This is a genomic window from Ralstonia sp. SET104 (genome assembly GCF_003851545.1).
Taxonomy (GTDB): Bacteria; Pseudomonadota; Gammaproteobacteria; order Burkholderiales; family Burkholderiaceae; genus Ralstonia.
The window spans coordinates 64205-87868 of record NZ_BHVX01000018.1 but is presented as its reverse complement, the minus strand read 5'-3'; the positions used below and the strand labels follow the sequence as shown (position 1 = coordinate 87868).

Sequence of the window (23664 nt, the reverse complement as noted above, 5' to 3'; positions counted from 1 at the left end):
CTGTTTACAACTCCAACCCCTAAAAACAAAAATGCCGTTCAGGTCTTAACTGAACGGCATTAGGCCCTGACGGGCCCTTTTTCAAATCTGGGAACGAGAAGATCACTCCCAGGACAGCGCACCACCGGTCTGGTACTCGATCACACGCGTCTCGAAGAAGTTGCGTTCCTTCTTCAGGTCAATCATCTCGCTCATCCACGGGAACGGGTTTTCCTCATTCGGGAACAAGGCGTCCAGGCCGATCTGCTGGCAGCGGCGGTTGCAGATGAAGCGCAGATAGCCCTTGAACATCGGTGCGTTCAGGCCCAGCACGCCGCGCGGCATGGTGTCTTCTGCGTAGCGGTATTCCAGGTCGACGGCCTTCTTGAACAGCTCCGTGATCTCGGCCTTGAATTCGGCCGTCCACAGGTGCGGGTTCTCCAGCTTGATCTGGTTGATCAGGTCGATGCCGAAATTGCAGTGCAGCGACTCGTCGCGCAGGATGTACTGGTACTGCTCGGCGGCACCGGTCATCTTGTTCTGACGGCCCATCGCAAGAATTTGCGTGAAACCGACGTAGAAGAACAGGCCTTCCATGATGCAGGCGAAGACGATGAGCGACTTCAGCAGCTTCTGATCGTTCTCGGGCGTACCGGTCTTGAACGACGGGTCGGTCAGCGTGTCGATGAACGGGATCAGGAACTCGTCCTTGTCGCGGATCGACTGCACCTCGTGGTACGCGTTGAAGATCTCGGCCTCGTTCAGGCCCAGCGATTCAACGATGTACTGGTAAGCGTGCGTGTGGATCGCCTCTTCAAACGCCTGACGCAGCAGGTATTGGCGGCATTCCGGCGCGGTAATCTGGCGGTACGTGCCCAGCACGATATTGTTGGCGGCCAGCGAGTCGGCCGTCACGAAGAAGCCCAGGTTGCGCTTGATGATGCGGCGCTCGTCTTCGGTCAGACCGTTCGGGTCTTTCCACAGGGCGATGTCGCGCGACATGTTGATCTCTTGCGGCATCCAGTGGTTCGCACAGCCGGCCAGGTACTTTTCCCACGCCCACTTGTACTTGAACGGAACCAGTTGGTTGACGTCGGTCGCGCCGTTGATGACGCGCTTGTCGGCGGCGTTCACACGGCGGTTGCTCTGTGCGGCGGCAGCGTTCGGGTTGTTGCCGAGGATGCCCGTGCCGGCGGCAGCGGTGGCCGACGGCGGCAGCACGCCCCCTTGATCAGCAGAGACGGGTTGCAGTTGCGGCTGCGGTTGGTACACAGGCTGCGGTGCAGCTTGCGGTTGTGCGGCAGGTTTGACGTCGTCGTCCCAGCTCAGCATATGTGTTTCTCCTGATTCTTTGCTCGTCGCTTCCGCTCTTTCGGAGCGCGATTCCAGTGTCATCCAAGTCACGTCGCCCCCGCTTGCGCGGGAGCAACCTCAGACACTGTTTAGACTTATTGGCAGGCTTCGCATTCCTCGAAGCCAGGGTCGCCGGGGCGCATCGTGCACACGGCGCCTTCGGCTTCCGGCATGGCCGGGGCAGCGGCAGCAACGTTGTCCAGCGCGCTGGCCGGAGCGGCCGAGGTGGCACCCGATGCACCTGCAGCCGACACACCACCCACATCGCTACCCGACGACACCGCATTCAGCGTGCCGCGCGATACGGTCGACTTCTCGACGTGCGTGGCGCCGATCGTGCGCAGGTAGTACGTGGTCTTCAGGCCACGCAGCCACGCCAGCTTGTACGTGTCGTCCAGCTTCTTGCCCGAGGCGCCTGCCATGTAGATGTTCAGCGACTGTGCCTGATCGATCCACTTCTGACGGCGCGAGGCAGCCTCGACCAGCCATGTCGGCTCCACTTCGAAGGCCGTTGCGTACAGCTCGCGCAGGTCTTGCGGGATGCGGTCGATGCGGGCCAGCGAGCCATCGAAGTACTTCAGGTCGGCGACCATCACTTCGTCCCACAGGCCGCGTGCCTTCAGGTCGCGCACCAGGTAGTCGTTCACCACCGTGAACTCGCCCGACAGGTTCGACTTGACGTACAGGTTCTGGTACGTCGGCTCGATACAGGCCGACACGCCGATGATGTTGGAGATCGTTGCCGTCGGGGCGATCGCCACGCAGTTCGAGTTGCGCATGCCGTACTGCTTGATGCGGCCGCGCAGGCTGTCCCAGTCCATCGTCGACGACATATCCGTTTCCAGATAGCCACCACGCTCTTCGGCCAGCAGCTTGAGCGAGTCTTGCGGCAGGATGCCACGGTCCCACAGCGAACCCTTGTAGCTGCTGTAGCGACCGCGCTCTTCGGCCAGTTCGGTCGAGGCCCAGTACGCGTAGTAGCACACGGCTTCCATCGAGGTATCGGCAAACTGCACCGCGGCCTCGCTGGCGTACGGCACACGCAGCACGTGCAGCGCGTCCTGGAAGCCCATGATGCCCATGCCGACCGGACGGTGGCGCAGGTTGGAGTCACGCGCCTTCTTGACCGCGTAGTAGTTGATGTCGATCACGTTGTCGAGCATGCGCATGGCCGTGCGCACGGTCTTCTTCAGCTTGTCGTGATCGAGCGCCAGCGTGCCGTCGGCTTGCTTGACCAGGTGCGCCACCAGGTTGACCGAACCCAGGTTGCACACGGCGATTTCGCTGTCGTTGGTGTTCAGCGTGATCTCCGTGCACAGGTTGGAGCTGTGCACCACGCCCACGTGCTGCTGCGGGCTGCGGATGTTGCACGGATCCTTGAACGTGATCCACGGGTGGCCGGTTTCGAACAGCATGCCCAGCATCTTGCGCCACAGTTGCAGCGCCGGCATCTTCTTGAAGAGCTTGATCTCGCCGCGCGCGACCTTGTCTTCGTAGCCGAGGTAAGCCGCCTCGAACGCCTTGCCGACCTTGTCATGCAGGTCCGGGCAGGTGGACGGCGAGAACAGCGTCCACTCGCCGCCTTCCATCACCCGCTTCATGAACAGGTCCGGGATCCAGTTGGCCGTGTTCATGTCGTGCGTGCGGCGGCGGTCGTCGCCGGTGTTCTTGCGCAGCTCCAGGAATTCTTCGATATCCAGGTGCCACGTTTCCAGGTACGCGCAGACGGCGCCCTTGCGCTTGCCACCCTGGTTGACTGCGACAGCCGTGTCGTTGACGACCTTCAGGAACGGCACCACGCCTTGGCTCTTGCCGTTCGTGCCCTTGATGTGCGAGCCGAGTGCGCGCACGTTGGTCCAGTCGTTGCCCAGGCCGCCTGCAAACTTGGAGAGCAGCGCGTTTTCCTTCAGCGCTTCGTAAATGCCGTCCAGATCATCCGACACGGTGGTCAGGTAGCACGACGAGAGCTGCGAGCGGCGCGTGCCCGAGTTGAACAGCGTCGGCGTGCTCGACATGAAGTCGAACGACGACAGCAGTTGATAGAACTCGATGGCGCGGGCTTCGCGGTCGATTTCGTTCAGCGCCAGACCCATCGCCACACGCATGAAGAACGCCTGCGGCATCTCGATGCGGGTTTCGTTGATGTGCAGGAAGTAGCGGTCGTACAGCGTCTGCAGGCCAAGGTAGTTGAACTGGAAGTCGCGCGAGGCGTCCAGCGCCGCACCCAGGCGGGCCAGGTCGAACTGGGCCAGCTTGTCGTCGAGCAGCTCGGCGTTGATGCCGCGCTTGATGAACTGCGGGAAGTAGTCGACATAGCGCGTGCCCATTTCGGCTTGCGTGACTTCTTCGCCGAGGATCTCGCGGCGGATCGTGTGCATCAGGATGCGCGCGGTGACCTGGCTGTACGCCGGGTCCTTTTCGATCAGGGTACGCGAGGCCAGGATGGCCGAGTCGTACACCTGCGTCATCGGCACGCCTTCATACAGGTTCTTGACCGTTTCCTTGAGGATCGGCTCCGGGTCCACCGCTTCGCCCAAGCCTTCGCAGGCCGAGACGATCACGTTGCGCAGCGCAGCCATGTCCAGCGGGCGGGTAATACCGCCGTCGGTCACGTTCAGGCCAATGAAGGCCGGTTGCTGCTGCGTTTCGCCGGCTTGCGCGCGCTCTTGGGCGCGGCGCTCGCGGTACAGCACGTAGGCGCGGGCCACGTCGTGCTCGCCCGAGCGCATCAGGGCCAGTTCCACCTGATCCTGCACGTCTTCGATGTGGAACGTGCCGCCGTTCGGGCGGCTGCGCAGCAGTGCACGCACCACGTTCTGCGTCTGTTGGTCGACCAGCTCGCGCACACGCGCGGAAGCAGCGCCCTGCCCGCCATTCACGGCGAGGAAGGCTTTGGTCATCGCCACGGCGATCTTGGAGGGCTCGAAACTGACCACGGCGCCGTTGCGGCGGATGATCTTGTAATCGGCAAGGTTGACGCCGGAAGCAGTGCCGGGGGCTACGGCCGTGCCGCCAGCGCTTTGCGCAAATTGGGAAGGGTTGGCGGTGCCGGAGTGAATTTCTGGTTGGGCCGTCTGCATGTGGACTCCTGTTGAACCGTTCGTTTTATCGGCTCGCCGATAGGTAGGACACCCCTTGGCGAACCTTTGCGCTGTGCGAAGAAATGAGACGGAAAAGACCCTTGCCTTTTCTCAGCTCCCAAGCGTCGGCTTGACCCGCCGTACGCCCGCCCCCGCGTGGCGCCGAAATAAGAATCCCGGAAAGTCACCACTACATCTAGTGTGTCAGCCCGGGATTGGCCCTAAGTATAGTGGATCGATCAAACAAGACCAGTCTTGACAGATGGCGACGAAGGAGGGTTTTCTCAATCCAAACGCAGTGCCGCAAACCCGCCATCCCAAGCGGCACAACGGGTCGGCGGGGCTGGCGTGCGGCGTCGCAATGACGGCCTCTTCAGAATAATTCTTTCTATCGGCGTCGCAAGTTCAATAGACGTCGCCCCATCTGCGGTAGGGGCATGTGTGTGGCGCACTGCGCTGGTGCAGGGTGCGCTACCCACTCACATTTCGCTCGCGCAAGAAATCCGAATAGCGGCATCAGCATTCTTGCCGCGGCTGTCACTTGAGCGACAGGGCCCGTCCTTACGCTTCGGTCGCACGGCATGGGTCTGCGCTCACGGCGGTCTGGGTACCGCCCGCAATCCCGCGCCTCTTCCCGACCCGAACGAGACCGCACATGACCCCTCTTCTCCCACACTTGGCGCGCCCGCAATGGCTGGCTGCCGTGCTGCTGTGTGCCGCCACCCTGTCGCTGTCGGCCTGCGGTGGCGATTCGAACGACGGCACACCAGGCACCAGCCCCGGCGCCGCACAACCGGATCAGCCCGGTCAACCGCCCGCCACCAAGCCGACCCTGCGCTGTGCGCCCTGACATTGCCCTGCACGCTTGCACGCCTGAGACCGACATGACTTCCGACACGAAACCCACGAACAACGGCAATCGCCGCAACTTCCTCAAAATGGCTGGCACGGGCGCAATGTCCGCTGCTGCACTGGCCGCCTTCCCGCCGTCGATCCGCCGCGCGCTGGCGATTCCCGCCAACAACGCCACCGGCACGATGCGCGACGTTGAACACGTGGTGATCCTGATGCAGGAGAACCGCTCGTTCGACAACTACTTCGGCACGCTGCAGGGCGTGCGCGGCTTTGGTGATCGTTTCCCGATCCCGCTCGCGGGCGGCATGAATGTGTGGCAGCAGACGTACGTGCCAAGCAGCGGGCCGAGCCGCGTGGTGTTGCCGTATTACCTCGACAGCAGCGCCGGCAACGCACAGCGCGTCAGCGGCACGCCGCACAGCTATCCGGATGCACAGCAGGCGTGGGATCTGGGCCGCATGAGCAAGTGGCCGACCTACAAGCAAACCCAATCGATGGGCTATTACAAGCAGACCGAACTGGATTTCCAGTTCGCGCTGGCGAACGCCTTTACGCTTTGCGATGCGTATCACTGCGGCTTTCACGGCGGCACCAACACCAACCGCCTGTTCCACTGGACGGGCACAAACGACCCGACGGGTGCGGCAGGCGGCCCCGTCATCGACAACAGCGGCGACCACCTCGACGCCAGCGTCACTTACAACTGGACGACTTACCCCGAGCGCTTGCAAACGGCTGGCGTGTCATGGAAGGTCTACCAGAACATGCCGGACAACTTCACCGACAACCCGCTCGCCGGCTTCAAGGCATACCGCGACGCCAACGCCGCGCGCGGCAACCTGAAGGACGGCAGCCCGTTCCCGCCATATACCCCGGCCGACGAAATCATCAGCCCGCTGATCAAGGGCGTGGGCAACACCATGCCGGATGGCGGGTTCCTGCAGGCACTGAAAGACGACATTGCCGCAGGCCTTCTGCCGCAGGTGTCGTGGATCGTCGCACCGGCCACGTACTCCGAGCACCCCGGGCCGTCGAGCCCGGTGCAGGGCGCGTGGTACACGCAGGAAGTGCTCAACGCGCTCACCGCCAACCCGGCCGTGTGGAGCAAGACCGTGCTCTTCATCAACTTTGATGAGAACGACGGCTTCTTCGACCACGTGCCGCCGCCCGCCGCCCCGGCGTATGACAACGGCGTGCTGGCCGGCAAATCTACGGTCAGCACCGCCGGCGAATATCACACCGACCAACACCCGTACGGCCCCGGCCCGCGCGTGCCGATGTACATCGTCTCGCCGTGGAGCCGCGGCGGCTGGGTCAACTCGCAGGCGTTCGACCACACCTCGGTGCTGCGCTTCCTGGAGCTGCGCTTCAACGTCAAGGAGACCAACATCAGCGCGTACCGCCGCGCGGTGCTGGGCGACCTGACCAGCGCCTTCAACTTCGTCAACCCGAACAACGAAACGCTGCCTACCCTGCCCAGCCGCGACAAAGCCACCGCCGATTCGATCCGCACGGCGCAGGGGTTGAAGCCGCAGGTGCCCGTGCCCTCGGTGACCGCGCAGCAAATGCCCGTGCAGGCTACCGGTACGCGCCCCTCGCGCGCCCTGCCATACGAGCTGCACGTCAGCGCCCGTGAAGACGCCACCAACCGCGCGCTGCGCCTGATCTTCAGCAACACCGGCACAGCCGCCGCCGTCTTCCACGTGTACGACCGCCTGCACCTGGACCGTGTGCCCCGCCGCTACGCCGTCGAGCCCGGCAAGATGCTCGACGACACGTGGGATGTGTTCAGCGCCGACAACGGCAAGTACGACCTGTGGGTGCTCGGCCCCAACGGCTTCCACCGCGCATTCGCGGGCGATGCGAGCGCCGTGTCGGCAGCGGGTTCGAGCGCACCGGAAATCCGCGTGTGCTACGACCTGGCCAACGCCGAGGTCTACGTGACGATGATGAACACCGGCACCGCCGGCTGCACCTTCACCGTCAAGCCCAACGCGTACCGCGCCGACGGCCCGTGGACATTCGACATCCCGGCAGGCAAGCAGCTCGACCAGCACTGGCCGATCGCGCGCCAGGGCAACTGGTACGACTTCACGGTGACGGTGCCGCAGGGGGGCTTTACGCGGCGCTTTGCCGGGCGCATGGAAACCGGCAAGGACGGTGTGTCCGACCCGGCCATGGGCACCTGAGGCGTTTAACCAGAAGGAGAACGCAGAGAGGAGAACGCGAGCAACCGGTACCCATACCGGCATGAGATTGAATTTTGTGAATTGAGGCTAGCACCCAACTATGCGCGCCTAGCATGCGGCTTCCCGATGACGAGATGGAGCCGTGACTCATGTCACAAGCCAATCGAGATGGTGTTCGTGTTGTCCCCTCCCCCGTACAACTGGCTGCGGTACTGGTGTCCATGGCTCGGATGTGGCGGGTACCGGGCTCAAGCAGATCTGGACAGGTCAGGATACGCGCAGGCTGGGTTCGGAGCGGCGTTGTCGTGCAGCGTTAGAACGTGCGCTGATATGGAAACAGCGCCGTGTCGAACCCGCCAAGGGCACGCAGATGCGCCCAGTCGAAGCGCGGCCCCGGATCGGTCTTGCGGCCGGGCGCGATGTCGGAATGCCCGGCAATCGCCGCAATCGGATACGCCACACAGATCGCCCGCACGAGTGCTGCCGTGGTGGCGTACTGCTCAGGCGTGAAAGGCAGGTCGTCCGTACCCTCGATCTCAATGCCGACCGAGAAATCGTTGCAGCGCGTGCGGCCGAAAAACTCCGATGCGCCGGCATGCCACGCACGCGCATCGCACGGCGCAAACTGCACGCACTCGCCCGTGCGGCGGATGAAGAAATGCGCCGACACGCGCACGCCGCGCAACTGGTCGAAGTACGGGTGCGCGTCGCAGTCGAGCGTGTTGGTGAAGAAGTCGAGCACAGCGTCCGTGCCGAAGTCAGCTTCGGACTGCGCGGGCGGCAGGCTGATGTTGTGCAGCACGATCAGGTCAATCGGCATGCCGTCGGGCCGCACGTCGATGTTCGGTGACGGATGACGGCGCACGCCGCCCACCCAGCCGTCGGCATTGACATGCAGCGCCGGCGGCTTAGACATCGCCGTTCACGCCGTTGCCAGCCGCTTCACCCAAACCGCCGACCGTTTCAATATCGCGTGGATCACGAATGCCCAACTGCTGCATCCGATAGCGCAACTGGCGAAACGACAAGCCGAGCAGCTTGGCCGCTGCCGTGCGGTTGAAACCGGTCTGGTCCAGCGCGGCCAGGATCACGTTGCGCTCGACCGATTCCAGATAGGCGGGCAGGTCGATCGGCAACGTGACGCTCGGCAGCGCCGGCTCTGCCGGTGGCGCGGCCGGGGCGGGCTCCGCAGGCTGCGCCATCGGCTGCGGCATCCCCATCGGGCCAGGCACGGGTGCTGGCATGTAGACAGCATCTGGCCACGCCGTCATCGGCGGCGGCGCCATGGGGTGGTTAGCGGCTGCAGCAGCCTGCGCTTCGCGCGTGCGATGGAACAGCGGCGAGCGCTCGATCTCGGCACCCAGCGCGCCCAGGTCATCCACATCAATCGATTCGCCTTCGGCAAACGCGTACGCGCGCTCCAGCAGGTTCTCCAGCTCGCGCACGTTGCCAGGGAACGGATAGGCGCAGAGTTGCTGCAGCGCCGGGCGCGTCAGCCGCTTGGGCCGCGGATCGCCGTAGCGGCTGGCGAGTTGCTCAAGCAGCACGCCAGCCAGCACGGGCACGTCTTCGGCGCGCTCGCGCAGCGTGGGCATGCGCAGCTCCAGCACGTTCAGGCGGTAGAACAAGTCTTCGCGGAAACGGCCGGCAGCCACCAGACGCGCGAGGTTCTGGTGGCTCGCGCACACCACGCGCACGTCGACCGGCTCTTCGCGGCTTTCGCCGATCTTGCGCACGCGGCGCTCTTGCAACGCGCGCAGCAATTTCACCTGCATCGTGAGCGGCAAGTCAGCCACTTCGTCGAGCATGAGCGTGCCGCCGTTGGCCGCCTGGAAGAAGCCCTGGCGATCGCCATCTGCGCCAGTGAAGGCCCCCTTCACGTAGCCGAAAAACTCGGCCTCCATCAGGTTCTCGGGAATCGCGCCGCAGTTGACGGCCACGAAGGGTCGCGATGCGCGCGCAGACAGGGCATGAACAGCGCGTGCCGCACGCTCCTTGCCGCTGCCCGATTCGCCGCTGATCACCACCGGCGCCATGCTGCGCGCCAGACGCATCAGCGAGCGGCGCACTTCCTGCATCGCCGCAGAGTGGCCGGGCAACAGGTCGTTGGTACGCTCGGCCAAGTCAGCATTGCCGGGATCAGGATCGCGTTGCTGGCGGCCCAGCGCGTTGAGCACCAGGCTGCGCAGTTGGTCGAGCGAGAGCGGCTTGGCGATGTAGTCAAACGCACCGGCCTTGAGCGCTTCCACCGCGTTCTCGGCGCTGCCGTAGGCGGTGATGACGGCCACGGGAGTGCGGTCGGCCGTGGCCGAAAGCTGGCGCACAAGTTCAATGCCCAGGCCATCGCCCAGGCGCATGTCGGTCAGCACGAGTGCAAAGCGCTGGCGCGATAGCGCCTCGCGCGCCTCAGCCAGGCTGCTTGCGAGTACGACGTCATGCCCCATCCGGCGCAGAGAAATTTCCAGCAGCTCGCGCAGGTCGGCCTCGTCATCGACGACGAGAATGGGTTCGCGAACGATGGCGGCTTTGGACATGGATCAGCAGAAGGTCGGCAGAAATTCTCGGCCCGCGGATCATTCCGCAGTCAGCACAGCAGGTTGGTCAAACATCAAGGTGATGATGAAGGCGCGGCGCGGCAATGTGTCGCGCGCCTCCATGGTCAACGCTCCGGTGCGATCGAGCAAGGATTCCAGAGCAATGGCGCCGTAACGGATCTGCGCGTCGTTGGCGCTACACAACTCACGCGCCATATAAAGGCCCAGGCCGGTGCCTTGGGCGTCATTCGTGAAGAACGGCTCGAACAGGCTGCGCTGCTGCTCGGTAGGCACTTCGGGGCCGTCGTTCCAGATGACGAGTTCGGCATGCGTCTCGTCCAGCGCGTAAGCGGCCAGTTGGATCGAGCCCGGCACGCGGCGGCAATAGCGCAACGCGTTGTCGAGCATGTTGCCCACCACTTGCTGCAACTGCGCGGGGTCGAACAGCACAGGCGTGTTCAGGTCCACCGCCACGCGCACAAGGTTGGGGTTGATCTCGGTCGCCTCGCCAGCGCGGCGCAAGGCTTCAGCGCGCCAACGCTCAACCACTTCCGGCAGCACTTGTGCAAGCTGCACACGCACGCGTTCGCCGCGCGGGCGGCGCGAGAGCATTAGCACGTCGGCAACCACCTGGTCGAGCCGGCGCACGTTGTCGCGAATGATGCGCAGCAGGCGTGTCTCCACTCCCGCGCTTTCGGGGCGCACATGCGTGCCACCATCGTGGCCGTCGCCCGGATCGTCCAGCAGTTCAGCCGCCTGGCTGATCGCGGCCAGCGGGTTGCGGATCTGGTGCGCAACACTGGCCACCAGCCGCCCCATCGAGGCCAACTTTTCCTGCTGCGCTTGCTCCGCCACGCGCTCCCAGCTTTCCACGTGGACCAGCACGGTGTCGTGCAGCTCGTGGCGCAGAAATGCTTCGTCATCCACCGACCAGCCCTGCGTGATGGCCTCGGACGACGGAATGCGCGGACGCATGTCGCCGCCCTCACTCAGCAGGCTCAGGCCAATCGAACTGACGAGGCTGTCCATATAGACGCTGCGCAGATTGGCCAGGCTCGGCAGGATAAAGCGCAGGCGCAGGCGTGCGCTCAACATGGCGCGGCCAGTCCGCCCGCCCGAGGCGATGGGCAGCAGATCGAGGATGCGGGGGACATCGTCATCGCCGGTGCCGTCGGCGGGGCGGCTCTTGCGGCGCAGCCACTGGCGCAGCGTTTCGAGCAGCGGGCGCAGATGCGGCACGTCCTTCAGATCGAACAACATCGCGCCGCTGCCAACAAACGCACTTTGCGGCACACCCAGCAGCATGGCCGCCGCCGGATTGGCGGCAACGACGCGGCCATCGGCGCGCACCAGCATCACGCCATCCTGCATGTCATAGACCATGAGGCGGTTGACCAACTGCTGCAGGCGCAACTCGCGCTCGCGCGCCATGGTCAGGCGCTCCTGCGCAATCTGGCGGTGCGACAGGCCGTACATCATCGACGCAGCCATCATGTAGACGAGGCCGTACAGCCCTGCCGACGCCAGCCCCGGTGCGATCACGCCGTCGCTCACCATCTGCAGGAACGGATCAGCCAGCACCACGATCGACGCCACCGCCGCCGTGAACAGTGCAAACAGCAGGCTGGTGAGCGCGCCCGCGGCCAGCACAGGCATCAGCAACACCATCGCCACACTGGCCGACAGGCGCGAAAGCGTGGCGTACGCCAGCCCCAGGAACAGCAGATCGAGCACCACATCCAGCCGCACGCGGAACTGGAACCGCGTGCGCCACCAGCCGGCGGCAGCCAGGATCAGCAGGGCCATCGCCAGATAGGGCAGCGTCAGGCTGAGCAGCGCATCGCTATTGGCCAGCCCGCCCGGGTCGTTGTGCTCGCGCGGCACCATCACGAACAGCAACAGAACCAGCGCCACGGCTGCGCGGCTGAAGGCGAAATAGCGCAGCAGGCGCCACTGGAATTCAGGCGGATCAGGCTCCAGCCAGACAGAACGGAGTGCGCGCCAGGCGTTCAGGCGCGAGAGCAGGCTGCGCGCGGCAGATGGCGTTGCCTGCGCGGCACCCGACGCGTCTGGCGTCATGCGTTGCCTCGGTCAGCGTGCTCGGGGCAGCGGTAGCGGCCGCCGGGCAGCGCGATCATGCCGGTGCGTGGCGCGTGTACGCCGCACACGGCACATTGCTCGATCGGTTGGGAGGCCTGAGGCTCAGGTGCACGCCGGGCCGTACCCTGCCCGTGCGAGGACGTCTGGCCCGGCCCCGAAGCGCGGGACGAACGCGTCCCCTGGCGGCTCAACCACCACCAGCCGGCGAGCAGCATCAGGATCAGCAGGACAGGACGAGACATGGAAAACAGACAAAGACAGTAACAGCGCAGGCACTAAAAAAACGCGCTAGGCGCGATGGAGGATGACTTCGAGCACGAAGCGGCTGCCCACGTACGCCAGCAGCAGAATCGCAAAGGCTGCCATCACCCAGCGCAGCGCTACACGGCCGCGCCAGCCGCGGAAACGGCGGCCAATCAGAATGCCGCCGAACATCGCCCACGACAGCACCGCAAAAATGTTCTTGTGATCGAAATGGAAGGCGCTGTGGAATAACTGCTCGGAGAACAGCACGCCCGACGCGATCGTCAGCGTCAGCAGCACAAAGCCCGCGCCAATGAGGCGGAACAGCAGTTTCTCAAGCGTGAGCAGCGGTGGCAGCAGATCCAGCCAGCGGCTGAACCAGCCCGCCTCGGCGGGGCGGTTGATGGTGTGCAGGCGGCGCTCGGCGGCCAGCATCAAAATCGCGTGGAACGCCGCCAGCGTGAATAGACCATAAGCGACGTTCGCGATGGCAAAGTGCAGCTTGAACAGCGGGCTGGCGGCATAGCCGAGTATCTGCGTGCCAGGGAAGGCCAAGGGCAGCAGGCTCCCGACCAGCGCCACCGGCATCACCAGCAAGCCCAGCCCAGCCAGCGAGAAGAACAGGCTTTCGATCCAGAAGATGCCCACGCCCAGCCACAGCATGGCCGACAGCGCATAGGCAAAGCCAAACACCATGGCGCTGGCAGGGAAAATGGTCTCGTGCAGCAGGAACCCATGCGCGGCCAGCGCGGCCAGCAAAGCCCAGCGCCACCAGCCCGGGACGGTATCGGCGGCAGCCGGAGGCGGCGGAACGAGCACCGTGGCACCTGATGGCTGGCCACCTGCCGCCATGGCTCCCGCGACGGCCGGGGCACCCAGCCCGCCGCGTCGCGCCCACGCTACCGAAGCGAGGATGCCGTAGAGAAGCGCTGTCAGCGCATACAGTACAATTGCCATTTACACAGTTTACCGCAGCGCACCCCTGTTTTGGCGGGGCCCGCTCCCGCCGGCGTCATCCGACGGCAACGCAACATGCGCGCATTTGACGCATTCCTAGCCGGTGCAAGCCAAGTGCGTGCCGGTCTCTTTTTCCATCCTGCCCCCAATTCCGGATCCTTGTCACTGTCATGCTGGATAACCTGACCCAACGGCTCGCGCGCGTGGTCAAGACCATGCGCGGCGAAGCGCGCCTGACCGAAGCCAACACCGCCGAGATGCTGCGCGAAGTCCGCCTGGCGCTGCTCGAAGCCGACGTGGCGCTGCCAGTCGTGCGCGAGTTCATTGCCCGCGTCAAGGAAAAGGCGCTCGGCGAAGACGTCATCACAAGCCTCTCGCCGGGCCAGGCGCTGGTCGGCATCGTGCAGCGCGAGCTGACGGCCATCATCGGCGGCCAGGAAGCACTGGAAGGCGTCGGCAGCAACATCATGGGCGGCCGCGCAGCAGAGCTGAACCTCAACGTCACGCCGCCCGCGATCATCCTGATGGCCGGTCTGCAGGGCGCGGGCAAGACCACCACGGTCGGCAAGCTCGCCAAGTGGCTCAAAGAAAACAAAAAGAAAAAAGTGCTGACGGTGTCGTGCGACGTGTATCGCCCCGCCGCCATCGCGCAGTTGAAGACGGTGTCCGAACAGGTCGGCGCCGATTTCTTCCCCTCGCAGCCCGATCAGAAGCCGGTGGACATTGCCGCCGCTGCGCTGGACTGGGCCAAGAAGCACTACCACGACGTGTTGATCGTCGATACGGCCGGCCGTCTCGGTATCGACGAGGCGATGATGCAGGAGATCGCCGCGCTGCACGCCAAGCTCAAGCCGGCTGAAACGCTGTTCGTGGTCGACGCGATGCTCGGTCAGGATGCCGTCAACACCGCCAAGGCCTTTAATGACACGCTGCCGCTGACCGGTGTGGTGTTGACCAAGCTCGATGGCGATGCGCGCGGTGGTGCGGCGTTGTCGGTGCGTCACATCACGGGCAAGCCGATCAAGTTCGTTGGCGTGGCCGAAAAACTCGACGGGCTGGAGCCGTTCTACCCCGACCGCATGGCCCAGCGCATTCTGGGCATGGGCGACATTCTCGCGCTGGTGGAAGAAGCCCAGCGCGGTGTCGACATGGAAGAGGCGCAAAAGCTTGCCGCCAAGATCAAGAAGACCGGCGGCTTTGACCTGGAAGACTTCAAGGCGCAGATCGGCCAGATGAAGAAGATGGGCGGCCTGGGCGGCCTGATGGACAAGCTGCCCGCGCAGTTCGCCCAGCAGGCCCAGGGCGCCAACATGGATCAGGCCGAAAAGCAGGTCCGCCGCATGGAAGGCATCATCAATAGCATGACGGCAGCCGAGCGCGCCAAGCCCGAACTGATCAAGGCGAGCCGCAAGCGCCGCATTGCTGCGGGTGCAGGCGTGCAGGTGCAGGAAGTCAACCGCCTGCTCAACCAGTTCGAGCAGATGCAATCCATGATGAAAAAGCTCAAGGGCGGCGGCATGATGAAGATGATGCGCGCCATGGGCGGCATGAAAGGTGGCATGAAGGGGTTGTTGGGCGGCCGTTGAGCGGGCTACCCTTCCCCCCGAACGGCCCGAACGGCCCGAGCGCCCCGATCGATTTAAACCGAACCGTTTCACCCAACTGACACGATGCTGAGCGCAGAACAGGCCCGCGAACTCTGGGCCAACTCCGAAGAAATCGTCAGCGAAGACGCCGTGCGCGGCTCGCTGGACCGCATGGCTGAACAGATCACCGAGAAGATCGGCGACACCTTCCCGATGGTGCTGTCCGTGATGGGCGGTGCGGCCGTCTTCACCGGCATGCTACTGCCCAAGCTGGCCTTCCCGCTGGAGTTCGACTACATCCACCTCTCGCGCTACAACAACAAGACGGTGGGCGGCGAGATGCAGTGGCGCGTGGCGCCGCGCGAGTCCGTCAAGGGCCGCACAGTGCTGGTGCTCGACGACATTCTCGACGAAGGCGAGACGATGGCCGCCATCCGTTCGCGCATCATCGACATGGGCGCCGCCGAGTTCTACTCCGCTGTGCTGTGCGAAAAGACGCTCGCCAAGTCCAAGCCGCTGTATCCGGATTTCTGCGGCTTCAACGTGCCGGACCGCTACGTCTTCGGCTGCGGCATGGACGCCAAGGGCTACTGGCGCAACCTGCCGACCATCCGCGCGCTGAAGAACACCTGACGCAGCGCAGGCGCAACAAAATGGGCGACTCAACGGTCGCCCTTTTTGTTGTCTGGGTGATGCACTTAGAGTTGGTGTGCGAAGGTGCGTATCCCCTTGAGCAGCATCTCCACCGAGATCGCCACCAGGATCAGCCCCATCAGCCGCTCAAACGCCATCACCGTGCGCTCGCCCACCAGACGCTGAATGCGCGTGGCGCCAAGCAGCACCACGGTGCTCACTGCCATGGTCACACACAACGAGCCGACCCACGTCCACATGCGCCCAGGTGCCTGCGACACCAGCAGCATCACAGTCGCCATCGCCGACGGCCCAGCGATGGCGGGAATCGCCAGCGGCACGATAAACGGCTCGCCTGTCGGCTGCGCATCCGTGGCGCCCTCGCGCGGGAAGATCATACGCAGCGCAATCAGGAACAGCACGATACCGCCCGCAATCTGCAGCGACATGTCGGTCAGGCTCATCATGCGCAAGAAGCTCTCGCCGAAAAACATGAAGACGAGCAGCAGCACGAACGCAATGCCGACCTCGCGCAGCACGACGCGGTTGCGGCGCTCTGGCGCCACCGGCCGCAGCGCCGAGATGAAGATAGGAATGTTGCCGAGCGGATCGGTGATCAGCACCAGCAGGACAGTCGCGGAGAGGAACGTGTATTCCATCGCCTGGCGTCGATCAGGCGCCGCGACGGTAGGGGCGTTCACGCAGCCATTTGGTGGCGATCCACTTCTCGCCACGTTCGACCGGCAGGCCAGCATGCAGCGTGTTTTCGTCCAGCGAGCCATCGGGCCGCTTGTAGACGAAGAAGACCGCGTTGCCCTTGACCGGCGCCACTTCCAGCCCAAGCTTCGGAAAACCCGTCGCGCCACCGGCCTGCACGCTGTTCAGGTAAATGACCATGGTTGCCACGCGCTGGCCGCCGACTTCAAGCTGGCGTGCCTCGCCGCTGCGCCCCGGGTTGAAGAAATCGAAATGCGGCTGGTATTCGCCGCCGGGCTGGTAGTTCAGCACCTGGAAGCCTTCGCCGTGCTCGACCGGCACACCCACGGCCTGCGCGATGCGCGCCTCGATCTTGGCGATCAGCGGATGCTCACCCACCTGGAACATCCCGCCCTGGCTGGTGCGCGCCGAGATCAGGTTTTCTTCGCCCGTATCGGGGTTCACCACGGGCGAGCGCTTGAGGCGGTTGCGCCCGATCGCAATCAGCTCGTCACACTCTTCGTCTGACAGGAAGTGTTGAAACAGTACGATGCGCGGCGTCTCGATCGCAAACAAGATGGGAATGTCGCCATCGGCGGTATGCACCGCGTTGCTGTTCTCGACCGCTTCGTCGGCAACGGGCGCGGGCGTCTGGGCCACGGCCGGGGCCGGTGCGCGGGCGGCAAGCGCCGCCTCGACGACGCGGCGAGCGAAGGGGCGGTCATAGCCGGATTGCACCATCGAAGCCACCAGCGATTCGGCTTCGAAGCCTTCGTTCACGTGACGCTGCAGCCAGTCGCGCAGCGCGTCAGACATGGTCGCGTACGGTTGGGTGGTGGACATGCGGGATCGGGAAGACACGGGCGAGCGAGAAATGGCCCTATTGTAGGCCGACCGACCGCCGACCGAAGATCACGAACCGCCAGCGATGCGTAGCGGCGAGAACGGATTGCGCGCCGGCACTTCCGGCAACGCCTTGACACGCGGGGCACGCGAGGCAGCCGCAGCAGGCTCGGCCGGAACCGGCGCCGACACTGTCATCGCGCTCGACTCCTGATACTGCCAGCGCTTCCACGCCGCCAACACCGCATTCGGATACTGTGGCTGGCCCCGGCTACCGTTGTAGCGGCCCAGCGCCAGATACAGATTGCCGCCTTCCATGTCGAGGTAATGACGCAGGATCGTGCAGCCGTAGCGCAGGTTACTTTGCAAATGGAAGAGCTTGCGGGCGTCGTTGTCGCCAATGCTGCGCGTCCAGAACGGCATCACCTGCATCAGGCCCATCGCGCCCGCGCTGCTGATGGCGTATTTACGGAACCCGGACTCCACCTGGATCAAGCCCAGCACCAGCGCCGGGTCCAGCCCCGCGCGCTTGGCTTCGTAGTATGCCGTTTCGATCAGCTCCACGCGTACCGACGCCTGCGCAATCTTGCCCGACATGCGCACCGACATCTCGGCCAGCCAGCGCAGGTAGCCGAGTTGCTCGTCGTTGCTGGCAAACACCGGGCGCAGCGGACGGCTGTCGGCCACGGCGGCAGACAGCGCGCTGCGTACCGAGTCCGCCAGGTATTCCTCTTTCTGGGCGCCCGCCCACGCCGCCTGCATGCCCGCGAGCAACGTCCCTGCGCACAGCGCAGCGGCCATCAGGCGGGCAGAGAACAAGCGGCGCATGCGGTTCGGCTCCTTTACTGCGCGAGACGCGCCTTCAGCGTGGCCAGCACATCGGCCGGCGCCACGGCGGTGGCGGCCTCATCGCGGCGGCCCTGGAATTCCAGCTTGCCTTCCTTCAGGCCGCGGTCGCCCACCACCACACGGAACGGCACGCCGATCAGTTCCCAGTCGGCGAACATCGCGCCGGGGCGCTCGCCGCGGTCGTCCAGCATCACGTCGATGCCGGCGGCAACCAGCTCGGCGTGCAGACGATCGGCTTCCTCGCGCACAGCATCAGAACGGTCGTAACCCACCGGGCAGATCACCACCTGGAACGGCGCAATCGACGCCGGCCAGATGATCCCGCGCGCATCGTAGTTCTGCTCAATGGCTGCGCCCAGAATCCGCGTGATGCCAATGCCATAGCAGCCCATCACCATCGGCTGGGTCTTGCCGTTTTCGTCGAGGAACGTGGCGTTCATCGCTTCCGAATACTTCGTGCCGAGCATGAAGACGTGGCCGACTTCGATACCGCGGCAGATCGCCAGCGTGCCCTTGCCGTCCGGCGAGGCGTCGCCCGCCACCACGTTGCGCAGGTCGTAGACCTCGGGCTCGGGCAGATCGCGCCCCCAGTTGGCGCCGGTGTAGTGGTAATCCTCTTCGTTGGCGCCGACGACGAAGTCGCTCATGGCAGCCACCGTGCGATCCGCCACCACCTTGACCGGCAGCTTCGTGCCGATCGGGCCCAGGTAGCCGGGGCGCGTGCCGAACGCGCGCAGGATTTCGCCTTCGGTGGCAAAACGGAACTCGGCCAGGCCCGGCACCTTCGATGCCTTAACCTCGTTGAGCTCGTGATCGCCGCGCAGCAGCAGCAGCCAGATCTGGGGCTCGGCGCCGTCGACTTCCGTCGCCAGCACGATCGACTTGATCGTGCGCTGCAGCGGAATTGCCAACTGCGCAGCCACGGCCTCGCACTTGGCGCGGCCCGGCGTATGTGTCTTGGTGAGCGCCTCAGCAGCGGCACCGCGCGGCGCAGCCGGTGCGATGGCCTCAGCGGCCTCGATGTTGGCAGCGTAGTCCGAATCCGGGCAGTAGATGATGGCGTCTTCGCCCGTATCCGCGATCACATGGAACTCATGCGAGCCCGACCCGCCGATAGCGCCGTTGTCGGCCGCCACCGCCCGGAACTGCAGACCGAAACGCTGGAAGATGCGCGTGTAGGCGTCGTACATCTTCTGGTACGAGACCTTCAGGCCTTCGGCGTCGCGGTCGAAGGAGTACGCGTCCTTCATGGTGAACTCGCGGCCGCGCATGATGCCGAAGCGCGGACGGCGCTCGTCGCGGAACTTGGTCTGGATCTGGTAGAAGTTGATCGGCAACTGCTTGTACGAGCGGATCTCGGTGCGGGCGATGTCCGTCACCACTTCTTCCGACGTCGGCTGGACGACAAAGTCGCGCTCATGACGATCCTTGAAGCGCAGCAGTTCGTCGCCCATCTTGTCCCAGCGGCCAGTTTCCTGCCACAACTCGGCCGGCTGCACCACCGGCATCAGCACTTCCACCGCGCCGGCGGCGTTCATTTCTTCGCGCACGATCTGCTCGACCTTGCGGATCACACGCAGCCCCACGGGCATATACGTATAGAGGCCCGCGCCAAGCTTCTTGATCATGCCGGCACGCATCATCAACTTGTGCGAGACGATCTCCGCGTCGGCGGGCGCTTCCTTGAGCGTGGAAATGAAGAATTGGGACGCTTTCATGCGACTGACAATAAGGGATGGCGCGACCATGCAAAGCCGCGAGAACAAGGGCAAAAGCCACCGGAATCAGGAGATGGAACGAGGCGCTTCACGCACATTTACGCGGTCTGCGCCCCTCCCTCAGGAGGCGCGAGTGAGCGGCAACATTTCGGCTTCTGTGACAGCCGAGCGACGGGCCGCTCTATAATCGGCGTAATTCTAAAGTATTCGAGGTGCAGTCATGCTCGATCGTGAAGGCTTCCGCCCGAACGTCGGCATCATCCTCATCAACGCAAGAAACGAGGTGTTCTGGGGCAAGCGCATTGGCGAGCACTCCTGGCAGTTTCCACAAGGCGGCATCAAGTACGGCGAAACGCCCGAACAAGCGATGTTCCGCGAACTGCACGAAGAAGTCGGCCTGTTGCCAGAACACGTCCGGATCGTCGGTCGCACGCGCGACTGGCTGCGGTATGAGGTGCCGGACAAGTTCATCCGCCGCGAAATACGCGGCCACTATCGGGGCCAGAAACAGATCTGGTTCCTGTTGCGCATGGTCGGTCGCGACTGCGACATCCAGCTGCGCGCCACCGAGCATCCGGAGTTCGATGCGTGGCGGTGGAGCCAGTACTGGGTGCCGCTCGAGGCCGTCATCGAGTTCAAGCGCGAGGTGTATCAGCTGGCGCTGTCGGAGCTTTCGCGCTTCGTGCAGCGGCAGACTCGTGCGCCGCTCTCGCCCTACGGGCGCGGTGGGCAGCACCGCGAGCGCGATGGACGCGATGGCCGCGAGGGCCGTGAACGCCCCGGCGGCCAAGGCGGCCTGACCGAACAGCACGCCCAGCAGACACTGACCGTTACGACCACGACGGTCATCGTCGAAACGGTGAGCGTGTCTGCGCCAGCCACCTCTTCTCCCAACCCTGACGACACGTCTCCCAAGGACAATTCGTGAATCTGATGACGACGACACGTGGAGCGCGATGCGCTCTCGTGCCGCTCGCGCTGGCGGCTGCGCTGGCGTTGACGGCATGTGGCCACGCCCCCACCGGCAACCTCGAAGACAAGCTGTTGATGGACCCGTTCAACGACAAGCCCTTCAAGGAAGACGCCGTCACCTTCCCGGCTCCGCCGGTTGATCGTGATGCCGTGCCATTCGATGTGGGCGGGCGCAATGAATCACCGCTGCGCTTTGCCATCGATCCGAAATCGGTGTCGATCGGCAAGGACAACGTGGTGCGCTACACCGTGCTGATCACCAGCAAGACCGGCGCGCGCAACGTCAACTACGAGGGCCTGCGCTGCGACACCGCAGAACGACGCATTTATGCGACGCTGCGCAACGACACCAACCAGTGGATTGGTAACCGCGCGGTCGACATGAACGAAACCGCGAATGCTGAATCCGCCAGCATGAACGCCTACAAGCCTGCCACCGATTGGCGGCGGGTTGGCAATGGCGGCCCGACGGACTACGCCTCAGCGTTGATGCGCAACTACTTCTGCGACGTGCGCTCGGTGGCAGGAGATGGGAAGGCTTCTACGCTGGTGCGGCGATTGGGGGAAAGTGGGCGGTATTTCGGGCCCTGAAGACGTCAGACGAAGCCAAAAAGGCCAACTTCCGCGGGAGGTTGGCCTTTTGTCTTTTGAGGTGCCCGGCTGGCAAATCAAAGCAGCACCAGGTTATCCCGGTGCACCAACTCGGCAGCGCTGACGTAGCCCAGCACGCTTTCGATTTCGGAAGACGCCTTCCGCGCAATCAACCGGGCCTCGGCCGACGAATAATTCGTCAGCCCGCGCGCAACCTCACGCCCGGCCGCATCCACGCAGGAAATCACTTCGCCGCGTGCAAACTCGCCCTGCACTTCCGTTACGCCAATCGGCAGCAATGACTTGCCGCCCGCGGTGAGCTTCTCCACCGCACCCGCATCCAGCACCACGCGGCCACGCAATTGCAGATGATCGATCATCCACTGCTTGCGCGCCGCCATCCGCCCTGTCGGCGCACGCAGTTGCGTGCCGATGGCCTCGCCGCTGGCCAGCCGCGCGAGTACGTCACCCTCACGGCCAGAAGCGATGATGGTGTGGGCGCCCGATTTGGCCGCACGCTTGGCCGCCAGAATCTTGGTCAGCATGCCGCCCTTGCCGATACTCGAACCCGCGCCGCCGGCCATTTGTTCCAGGTCGGGTGTGCCTGCCTGAGCTTCGTCGACGAAGCGGGCGTTCGGGTCCTTGCGCGGGTCGGCCGTGTACAGACCGCGCTGATCGGTCAGGATGATCAGTGCATCGCCTTCGATCAGGTTGGTGACGAGCGCGCCCAGCGTGTCGTTGTCGCCGAACTTGATCTCATCGGTGACGACCGTGTCGTTCTCGTTGATGATTGGCACCACACCCAGGCTCAGCAGCGTGAGCAGCGTGGAGCGCGCATTGAGGTAGCGCTCACGGTCGGCCAAATCGCCGTGCGTCAGCAGCACCTGCGCCGTACGGATGCTGTGCCGCGCAAATTCAGATTCGTACACCTGCGCCAACCCCATCTGTCCGACGGCGGCGGCGGCCTGCAACTCGTGAATTTCCTTCGGGCGCTTGGCCCACCCCAGCCGCTGCATGCCCTCGGCGATGGCGCCGGAGCTGACAAGCACGACCTCCTTGCCCGCCGCTCGTAACGCCGCAATTTGCGCGGCCCAGCGTGCAATGGCGGCCTGGTCGAGGCCGCGGCCATCGTTGGTAACCAGGCTAGAACCGACCTTGACGACAAGGCGGCGCGCATCGGCAATCAGCGAATGCAGGGCCATGGTGGGCGTGTCTCCGAAGGATGTTTTGTGTGAGTTATGCGTTGGTGCTGTCGTCGTGGTCGACGTTGTGCAGTGTCGGATCCAGGCGCAGGTCGGGCGCGGCCGCTGCTGCGTCCTCTTCGGCACGCAGCTCGTCGAGGTATTCCTGGATCGCGTGGACCAGCGCCTGCGTGCCGTCGTGTGTCAGCGCAGAAATGCGGTGCACCGGGCCTTTCCACTTGAAGCGCTTCACGAAATCTTTCACGCGCGCTTCGCGTTCGTCCTCGGGCACCATGTCCAGCTTGTTCAGCACCAGCCAGCGCGGCTTGTCGAACAGTTCGGCATCATATTTCTTCAGTTCACCGACAATGGCGCGGGCTTCGGCCACGGGGTCAACGCTCTCGTCAAACGGGGCCAAGTCCACAACGTGCAGCAGCACACGCGTGCGCTGCAGGTGGCGCAGGAACTGGTGGCCCAGGCCCGCGCCTTCGGCCGCGCCCTCGATCAGGCCCGGAATATCCGCCACCACGAACGACTTCGACGGCCCCGTGCGCACCACGCCCAAATTCGGGTGCAGCGTCGTAAACGGATAGTCGGCAATTTTCGGACGCGCGTTGGAAATCGCAGTGATCAGCGTCGACTTGCCGGCGTTCGGCATGCCGAGCAGGCCTACGTCGGCCAGCACTTTCAACTCGAGGCGCAGGTTGCGGCGTTCGCCAGCCTTGCCGTCGGTTTTCTGGCGCGGTGCGCGATTGGTACTGGACTTGAAGTGGATGTTGCCCCAGCCGCCCTCGCCGCCTTGCGCCAGACACAGCCTTTGGCCATCGAGCGTCAGATCGGCGATCAACTCTTCTGTGTCGGCATCGTAGATGGCGGTGCCCACTGGCATGCGCAGAGTGATGTCGTCGCCCGCAGCACCGTAGCAGTCGGCACCGCGGCCGTTTTCGCCGTTGCGCGCGAGGTGCTTCTTGGCGAAGCGGTAGTCGATCAGGGTGTTGACGTTGCGGTCTGCAACGGCCCAAACGCTGCCGCCGCGCCCACCGTCGCCACCGTCCGGGCCGCCGAACGGGACGAATTTCTCGCGGCGCATCGAAGCGCTACCGTTGCCGCCGTCACCAGCGATCACTTCAATCCGGGCTTCGTCGATGAACTTCATGGAGGTCTCCGCCCGTGCGGCGTGCGCACGGCAGGTAAAAAGTATTGGCGCAGTTGCGCCATCGCTAACAGAACGCGCCTGGAACATCGTAGCGCCCAGGATCAGGCATCGCGTTTTGTTAGCGGCCAGAAACGAAAAAGCCCCGCACG

19 protein-coding genes are annotated in these 23664 nt (G+C 64.4%); 6 read left to right on the top strand and 13 right to left on the bottom strand.

Annotated elements, in window-relative coordinates:
• Positions 1–102: 102 nt before the first annotated feature.
• Together PSUB009319_RS19740 and PSUB009319_RS19735 are read right to left on the bottom strand one after the other, a co-directional pair.
• Positions 103–1311 carry a ribonucleotide-diphosphate reductase subunit beta gene (locus tag PSUB009319_RS19740; protein WP_124383888.1) on the bottom strand — a complete coding sequence of 403 codons (1209 nt, stop codon included), beginning with the start codon at positions 1309–1311 and terminating at the stop codon, positions 103–105.
• Between the two features lie 116 nt (positions 1312–1427).
• A complete protein-coding gene (locus PSUB009319_RS19735; RefSeq protein WP_124383887.1) occupies positions 1428–4412 on the bottom strand; it encodes a ribonucleoside-diphosphate reductase subunit alpha in 2985 nt (994 codons plus the stop codon).
• A 655-nt stretch (positions 4413–5067) separates the two neighbouring features.
• On the opposite strand from PSUB009319_RS19735, the gene PSUB009319_RS19730 reads away from it, so the two are divergent.
• Entirely contained in the window at positions 5068–5262 is a 195-nt protein-coding gene (locus tag PSUB009319_RS19730) for a hypothetical protein (protein ID WP_124383886.1), read from the top strand.
• A 34-nt stretch (positions 5263–5296) separates the two neighbouring features.
• Positions 5297–7456, top strand: coding sequence for a phosphocholine-specific phospholipase C (locus PSUB009319_RS19725; protein WP_124383885.1), 2160 nt, complete (start codon positions 5297–5299; stop codon positions 7454–7456).
• A gap of 313 nt (positions 7457–7769) precedes the next feature.
• Here the strand turns inward: PSUB009319_RS19725 and ampD are convergent, their stop codons facing one another.
• From ampD to PSUB009319_RS19700, 5 genes are read right to left on the bottom strand one after another with little or no spacing between them, the layout of a single operon-like run.
• A complete protein-coding gene (ampD, locus tag PSUB009319_RS19720) occupies positions 7770–8372 on the bottom strand; it encodes a 1,6-anhydro-N-acetylmuramyl-L-alanine amidase AmpD (protein ID WP_124383884.1) in 603 nt (200 codons plus the stop codon).
• A complete protein-coding gene (locus PSUB009319_RS19715) occupies positions 8365–9990 on the bottom strand; it encodes a sigma-54 dependent transcriptional regulator (protein WP_124383883.1) in 1626 nt (541 codons plus the stop codon). The genes ampD and PSUB009319_RS19715 overlap by 8 nt, the downstream gene beginning before the upstream one ends.
• Before the next feature lie 39 nt (positions 9991–10029).
• Positions 10030–12069, bottom strand: coding sequence for an ATP-binding protein (locus PSUB009319_RS19710; RefSeq protein ID WP_124383882.1), 2040 nt, complete (start codon positions 12067–12069; stop codon positions 10030–10032).
• Positions 12066–12332, bottom strand: a complete 267-nt coding sequence (locus tag PSUB009319_RS19705; protein WP_124383881.1) for a hypothetical protein — start codon at positions 12330–12332, stop codon at positions 12066–12068. The genes PSUB009319_RS19710 and PSUB009319_RS19705 overlap by 4 nt, the downstream gene beginning before the upstream one ends.
• 46 nt (positions 12333–12378) lie before the next feature.
• The gene (locus tag PSUB009319_RS19700) at positions 12379–13290 is read right to left on the bottom strand and encodes an inner membrane protein YpjD (protein WP_124383880.1); all 912 of its coding nucleotides are present in this window, start codon (positions 13288–13290) and stop codon (positions 12379–12381) included.
• Positions 13291–13460: 170 nt separating this feature from the next.
• Here PSUB009319_RS19700 and ffh point away from each other — a divergent pair, with 170 nt between their 5' ends.
• Positions 13461–14876: a signal recognition particle protein gene (gene ffh / locus PSUB009319_RS19695; RefSeq protein WP_124383879.1), complete on the top strand. Its 1416-nt coding sequence runs from the start codon at positions 13461–13463 to the stop codon at positions 14874–14876.
• Between the two features lie 84 nt (positions 14877–14960).
• Positions 14961–15509 (top strand): hypoxanthine-guanine phosphoribosyltransferase, encoded by a 549-nt coding sequence (locus PSUB009319_RS19690; RefSeq protein ID WP_124383878.1) that lies wholly within the window; start codon positions 14961–14963, stop codon positions 15507–15509.
• A 65-nt stretch (positions 15510–15574) separates the two neighbouring features.
• Here PSUB009319_RS19690 and PSUB009319_RS19685 read toward each other — a convergent pair whose 3' ends face one another.
• From PSUB009319_RS19685 to PSUB009319_RS19670, 4 genes are all read right to left on the bottom strand, one after another.
• Positions 15575–16168, bottom strand: coding sequence for a MarC family protein (locus tag PSUB009319_RS19685; RefSeq protein ID WP_124383895.1), 594 nt, complete (start codon positions 16166–16168; stop codon positions 15575–15577).
• Positions 16169–16181: 13 nt separating this feature from the next.
• Positions 16182–17048: a 2OG-Fe(II) oxygenase gene (locus PSUB009319_RS19680; RefSeq protein ID WP_124383877.1), complete on the bottom strand. Its 867-nt coding sequence runs from the start codon at positions 17046–17048 to the stop codon at positions 16182–16184.
• A 69-nt stretch (positions 17049–17117) separates the two neighbouring features.
• Positions 17118–17876 carry a lytic transglycosylase domain-containing protein gene (locus tag PSUB009319_RS19675; RefSeq protein WP_124383876.1) on the bottom strand — a complete coding sequence of 253 codons (759 nt, stop codon included), beginning with the start codon at positions 17874–17876 and terminating at the stop codon, positions 17118–17120.
• 14 nt (positions 17877–17890) lie between these two features.
• The gene (locus tag PSUB009319_RS19670) at positions 17891–19615 is read right to left on the bottom strand and encodes a proline--tRNA ligase (RefSeq protein ID WP_124383875.1); all 1725 of its coding nucleotides are present in this window, start codon (positions 19613–19615) and stop codon (positions 17891–17893) included.
• A 220-nt stretch (positions 19616–19835) separates the two neighbouring features.
• Here PSUB009319_RS19670 and PSUB009319_RS19665 point away from each other — a divergent pair, with 220 nt between their 5' ends.
• Both PSUB009319_RS19665 and PSUB009319_RS19660 read left to right on the top strand, forming a co-directional pair.
• Positions 19836–20543: an RNA pyrophosphohydrolase gene (locus PSUB009319_RS19665; RefSeq protein ID WP_124383874.1), complete on the top strand. Its 708-nt coding sequence runs from the start codon at positions 19836–19838 to the stop codon at positions 20541–20543.
• Between the two features lie 5 nt (positions 20544–20548).
• Positions 20549–21178 (top strand): CNP1-like family protein, encoded by a 630-nt coding sequence (locus tag PSUB009319_RS19660; RefSeq protein WP_124383873.1) that lies wholly within the window; start codon positions 20549–20551, stop codon positions 21176–21178.
• Positions 21179–21255: 77 nt separating this feature from the next.
• Here PSUB009319_RS19660 and proB read toward each other — a convergent pair whose 3' ends face one another.
• Together proB and obgE are read right to left on the bottom strand one after the other, a co-directional pair.
• Entirely contained in the window at positions 21256–22380 is a 1125-nt protein-coding gene (proB, locus tag PSUB009319_RS19655; protein ID WP_185453508.1) for a glutamate 5-kinase, read from the bottom strand.
• A 34-nt stretch (positions 22381–22414) separates the two neighbouring features.
• Positions 22415–23515, bottom strand: coding sequence for a GTPase ObgE (obgE, locus tag PSUB009319_RS19650; RefSeq protein ID WP_124383872.1), 1101 nt, complete (start codon positions 23513–23515; stop codon positions 22415–22417).
• Between the last annotated feature and the right edge of the window lie 149 nt (positions 23516–23664).

Bases quoted from the DNA above. Each gene is read 5' to 3' on its own strand.
- PSUB009319_RS19740 (WP_124383888.1), bottom strand. From the start codon at position 1,311: ATGCTGAGCTGGGACGACGACGTCAAACCTGCCGCACAACCGCAAGCT.
- PSUB009319_RS19735 (WP_124383887.1), bottom strand. From the start codon at position 4,412: ATGCAGACGGCCCAACCAGAAATTCACTCCGGCACCGCCAACCCTTCC.
- PSUB009319_RS19730 (WP_124383886.1), top strand. From the start codon at position 5,068: ATGACCCCTCTTCTCCCACACTTGGCGCGCCCGCAATGGCTGGCTGCC.
- PSUB009319_RS19725 (WP_124383885.1), top strand. From the start codon at position 5,297: ATGACTTCCGACACGAAACCCACGAACAACGGCAATCGCCGCAACTTC.
- ampD (WP_124383884.1), bottom strand. From the start codon at position 8,372: ATGTCTAAGCCGCCGGCGCTGCATGTCAATGCCGACGGCTGGGTGGGC.
- PSUB009319_RS19715 (WP_124383883.1), bottom strand. From the start codon at position 9,990: ATGTCCAAAGCCGCCATCGTTCGCGAACCCATTCTCGTCGTCGATGAC.
- PSUB009319_RS19710 (WP_124383882.1), bottom strand. From the start codon at position 12,069: ATGACGCCAGACGCGTCGGGTGCCGCGCAGGCAACGCCATCTGCCGCG.
- PSUB009319_RS19705 (WP_124383881.1), bottom strand. From the start codon at position 12,332: ATGTCTCGTCCTGTCCTGCTGATCCTGATGCTGCTCGCCGGCTGGTGG.
- PSUB009319_RS19700 (WP_124383880.1), bottom strand. From the start codon at position 13,290: ATGGCAATTGTACTGTATGCGCTGACAGCGCTTCTCTACGGCATCCTC.
- ffh (WP_124383879.1), top strand. From the start codon at position 13,461: ATGCTGGATAACCTGACCCAACGGCTCGCGCGCGTGGTCAAGACCATG.
- PSUB009319_RS19690 (WP_124383878.1), top strand. From the start codon at position 14,961: ATGCTGAGCGCAGAACAGGCCCGCGAACTCTGGGCCAACTCCGAAGAA.
- PSUB009319_RS19685 (WP_124383895.1), bottom strand. From the start codon at position 16,168: ATGGAATACACGTTCCTCTCCGCGACTGTCCTGCTGGTGCTGATCACC.
- PSUB009319_RS19680 (WP_124383877.1), bottom strand. From the start codon at position 17,048: ATGTCCACCACCCAACCGTACGCGACCATGTCTGACGCGCTGCGCGAC.
- PSUB009319_RS19675 (WP_124383876.1), bottom strand. From the start codon at position 17,876: ATGCGCCGCTTGTTCTCTGCCCGCCTGATGGCCGCTGCGCTGTGCGCA.
- PSUB009319_RS19670 (WP_124383875.1), bottom strand. From the start codon at position 19,615: ATGAAAGCGTCCCAATTCTTCATTTCCACGCTCAAGGAAGCGCCCGCC.
- PSUB009319_RS19665 (WP_124383874.1), top strand. From the start codon at position 19,836: ATGCTCGATCGTGAAGGCTTCCGCCCGAACGTCGGCATCATCCTCATC.
- PSUB009319_RS19660 (WP_124383873.1), top strand. From the start codon at position 20,549: ATGACGACGACACGTGGAGCGCGATGCGCTCTCGTGCCGCTCGCGCTG.
- proB (WP_185453508.1), bottom strand. From the start codon at position 22,380: ATGGCCCTGCATTCGCTGATTGCCGATGCGCGCCGCCTTGTCGTCAAG.
- obgE (WP_124383872.1), bottom strand. From the start codon at position 23,515: ATGAAGTTCATCGACGAAGCCCGGATTGAAGTGATCGCTGGTGACGGC.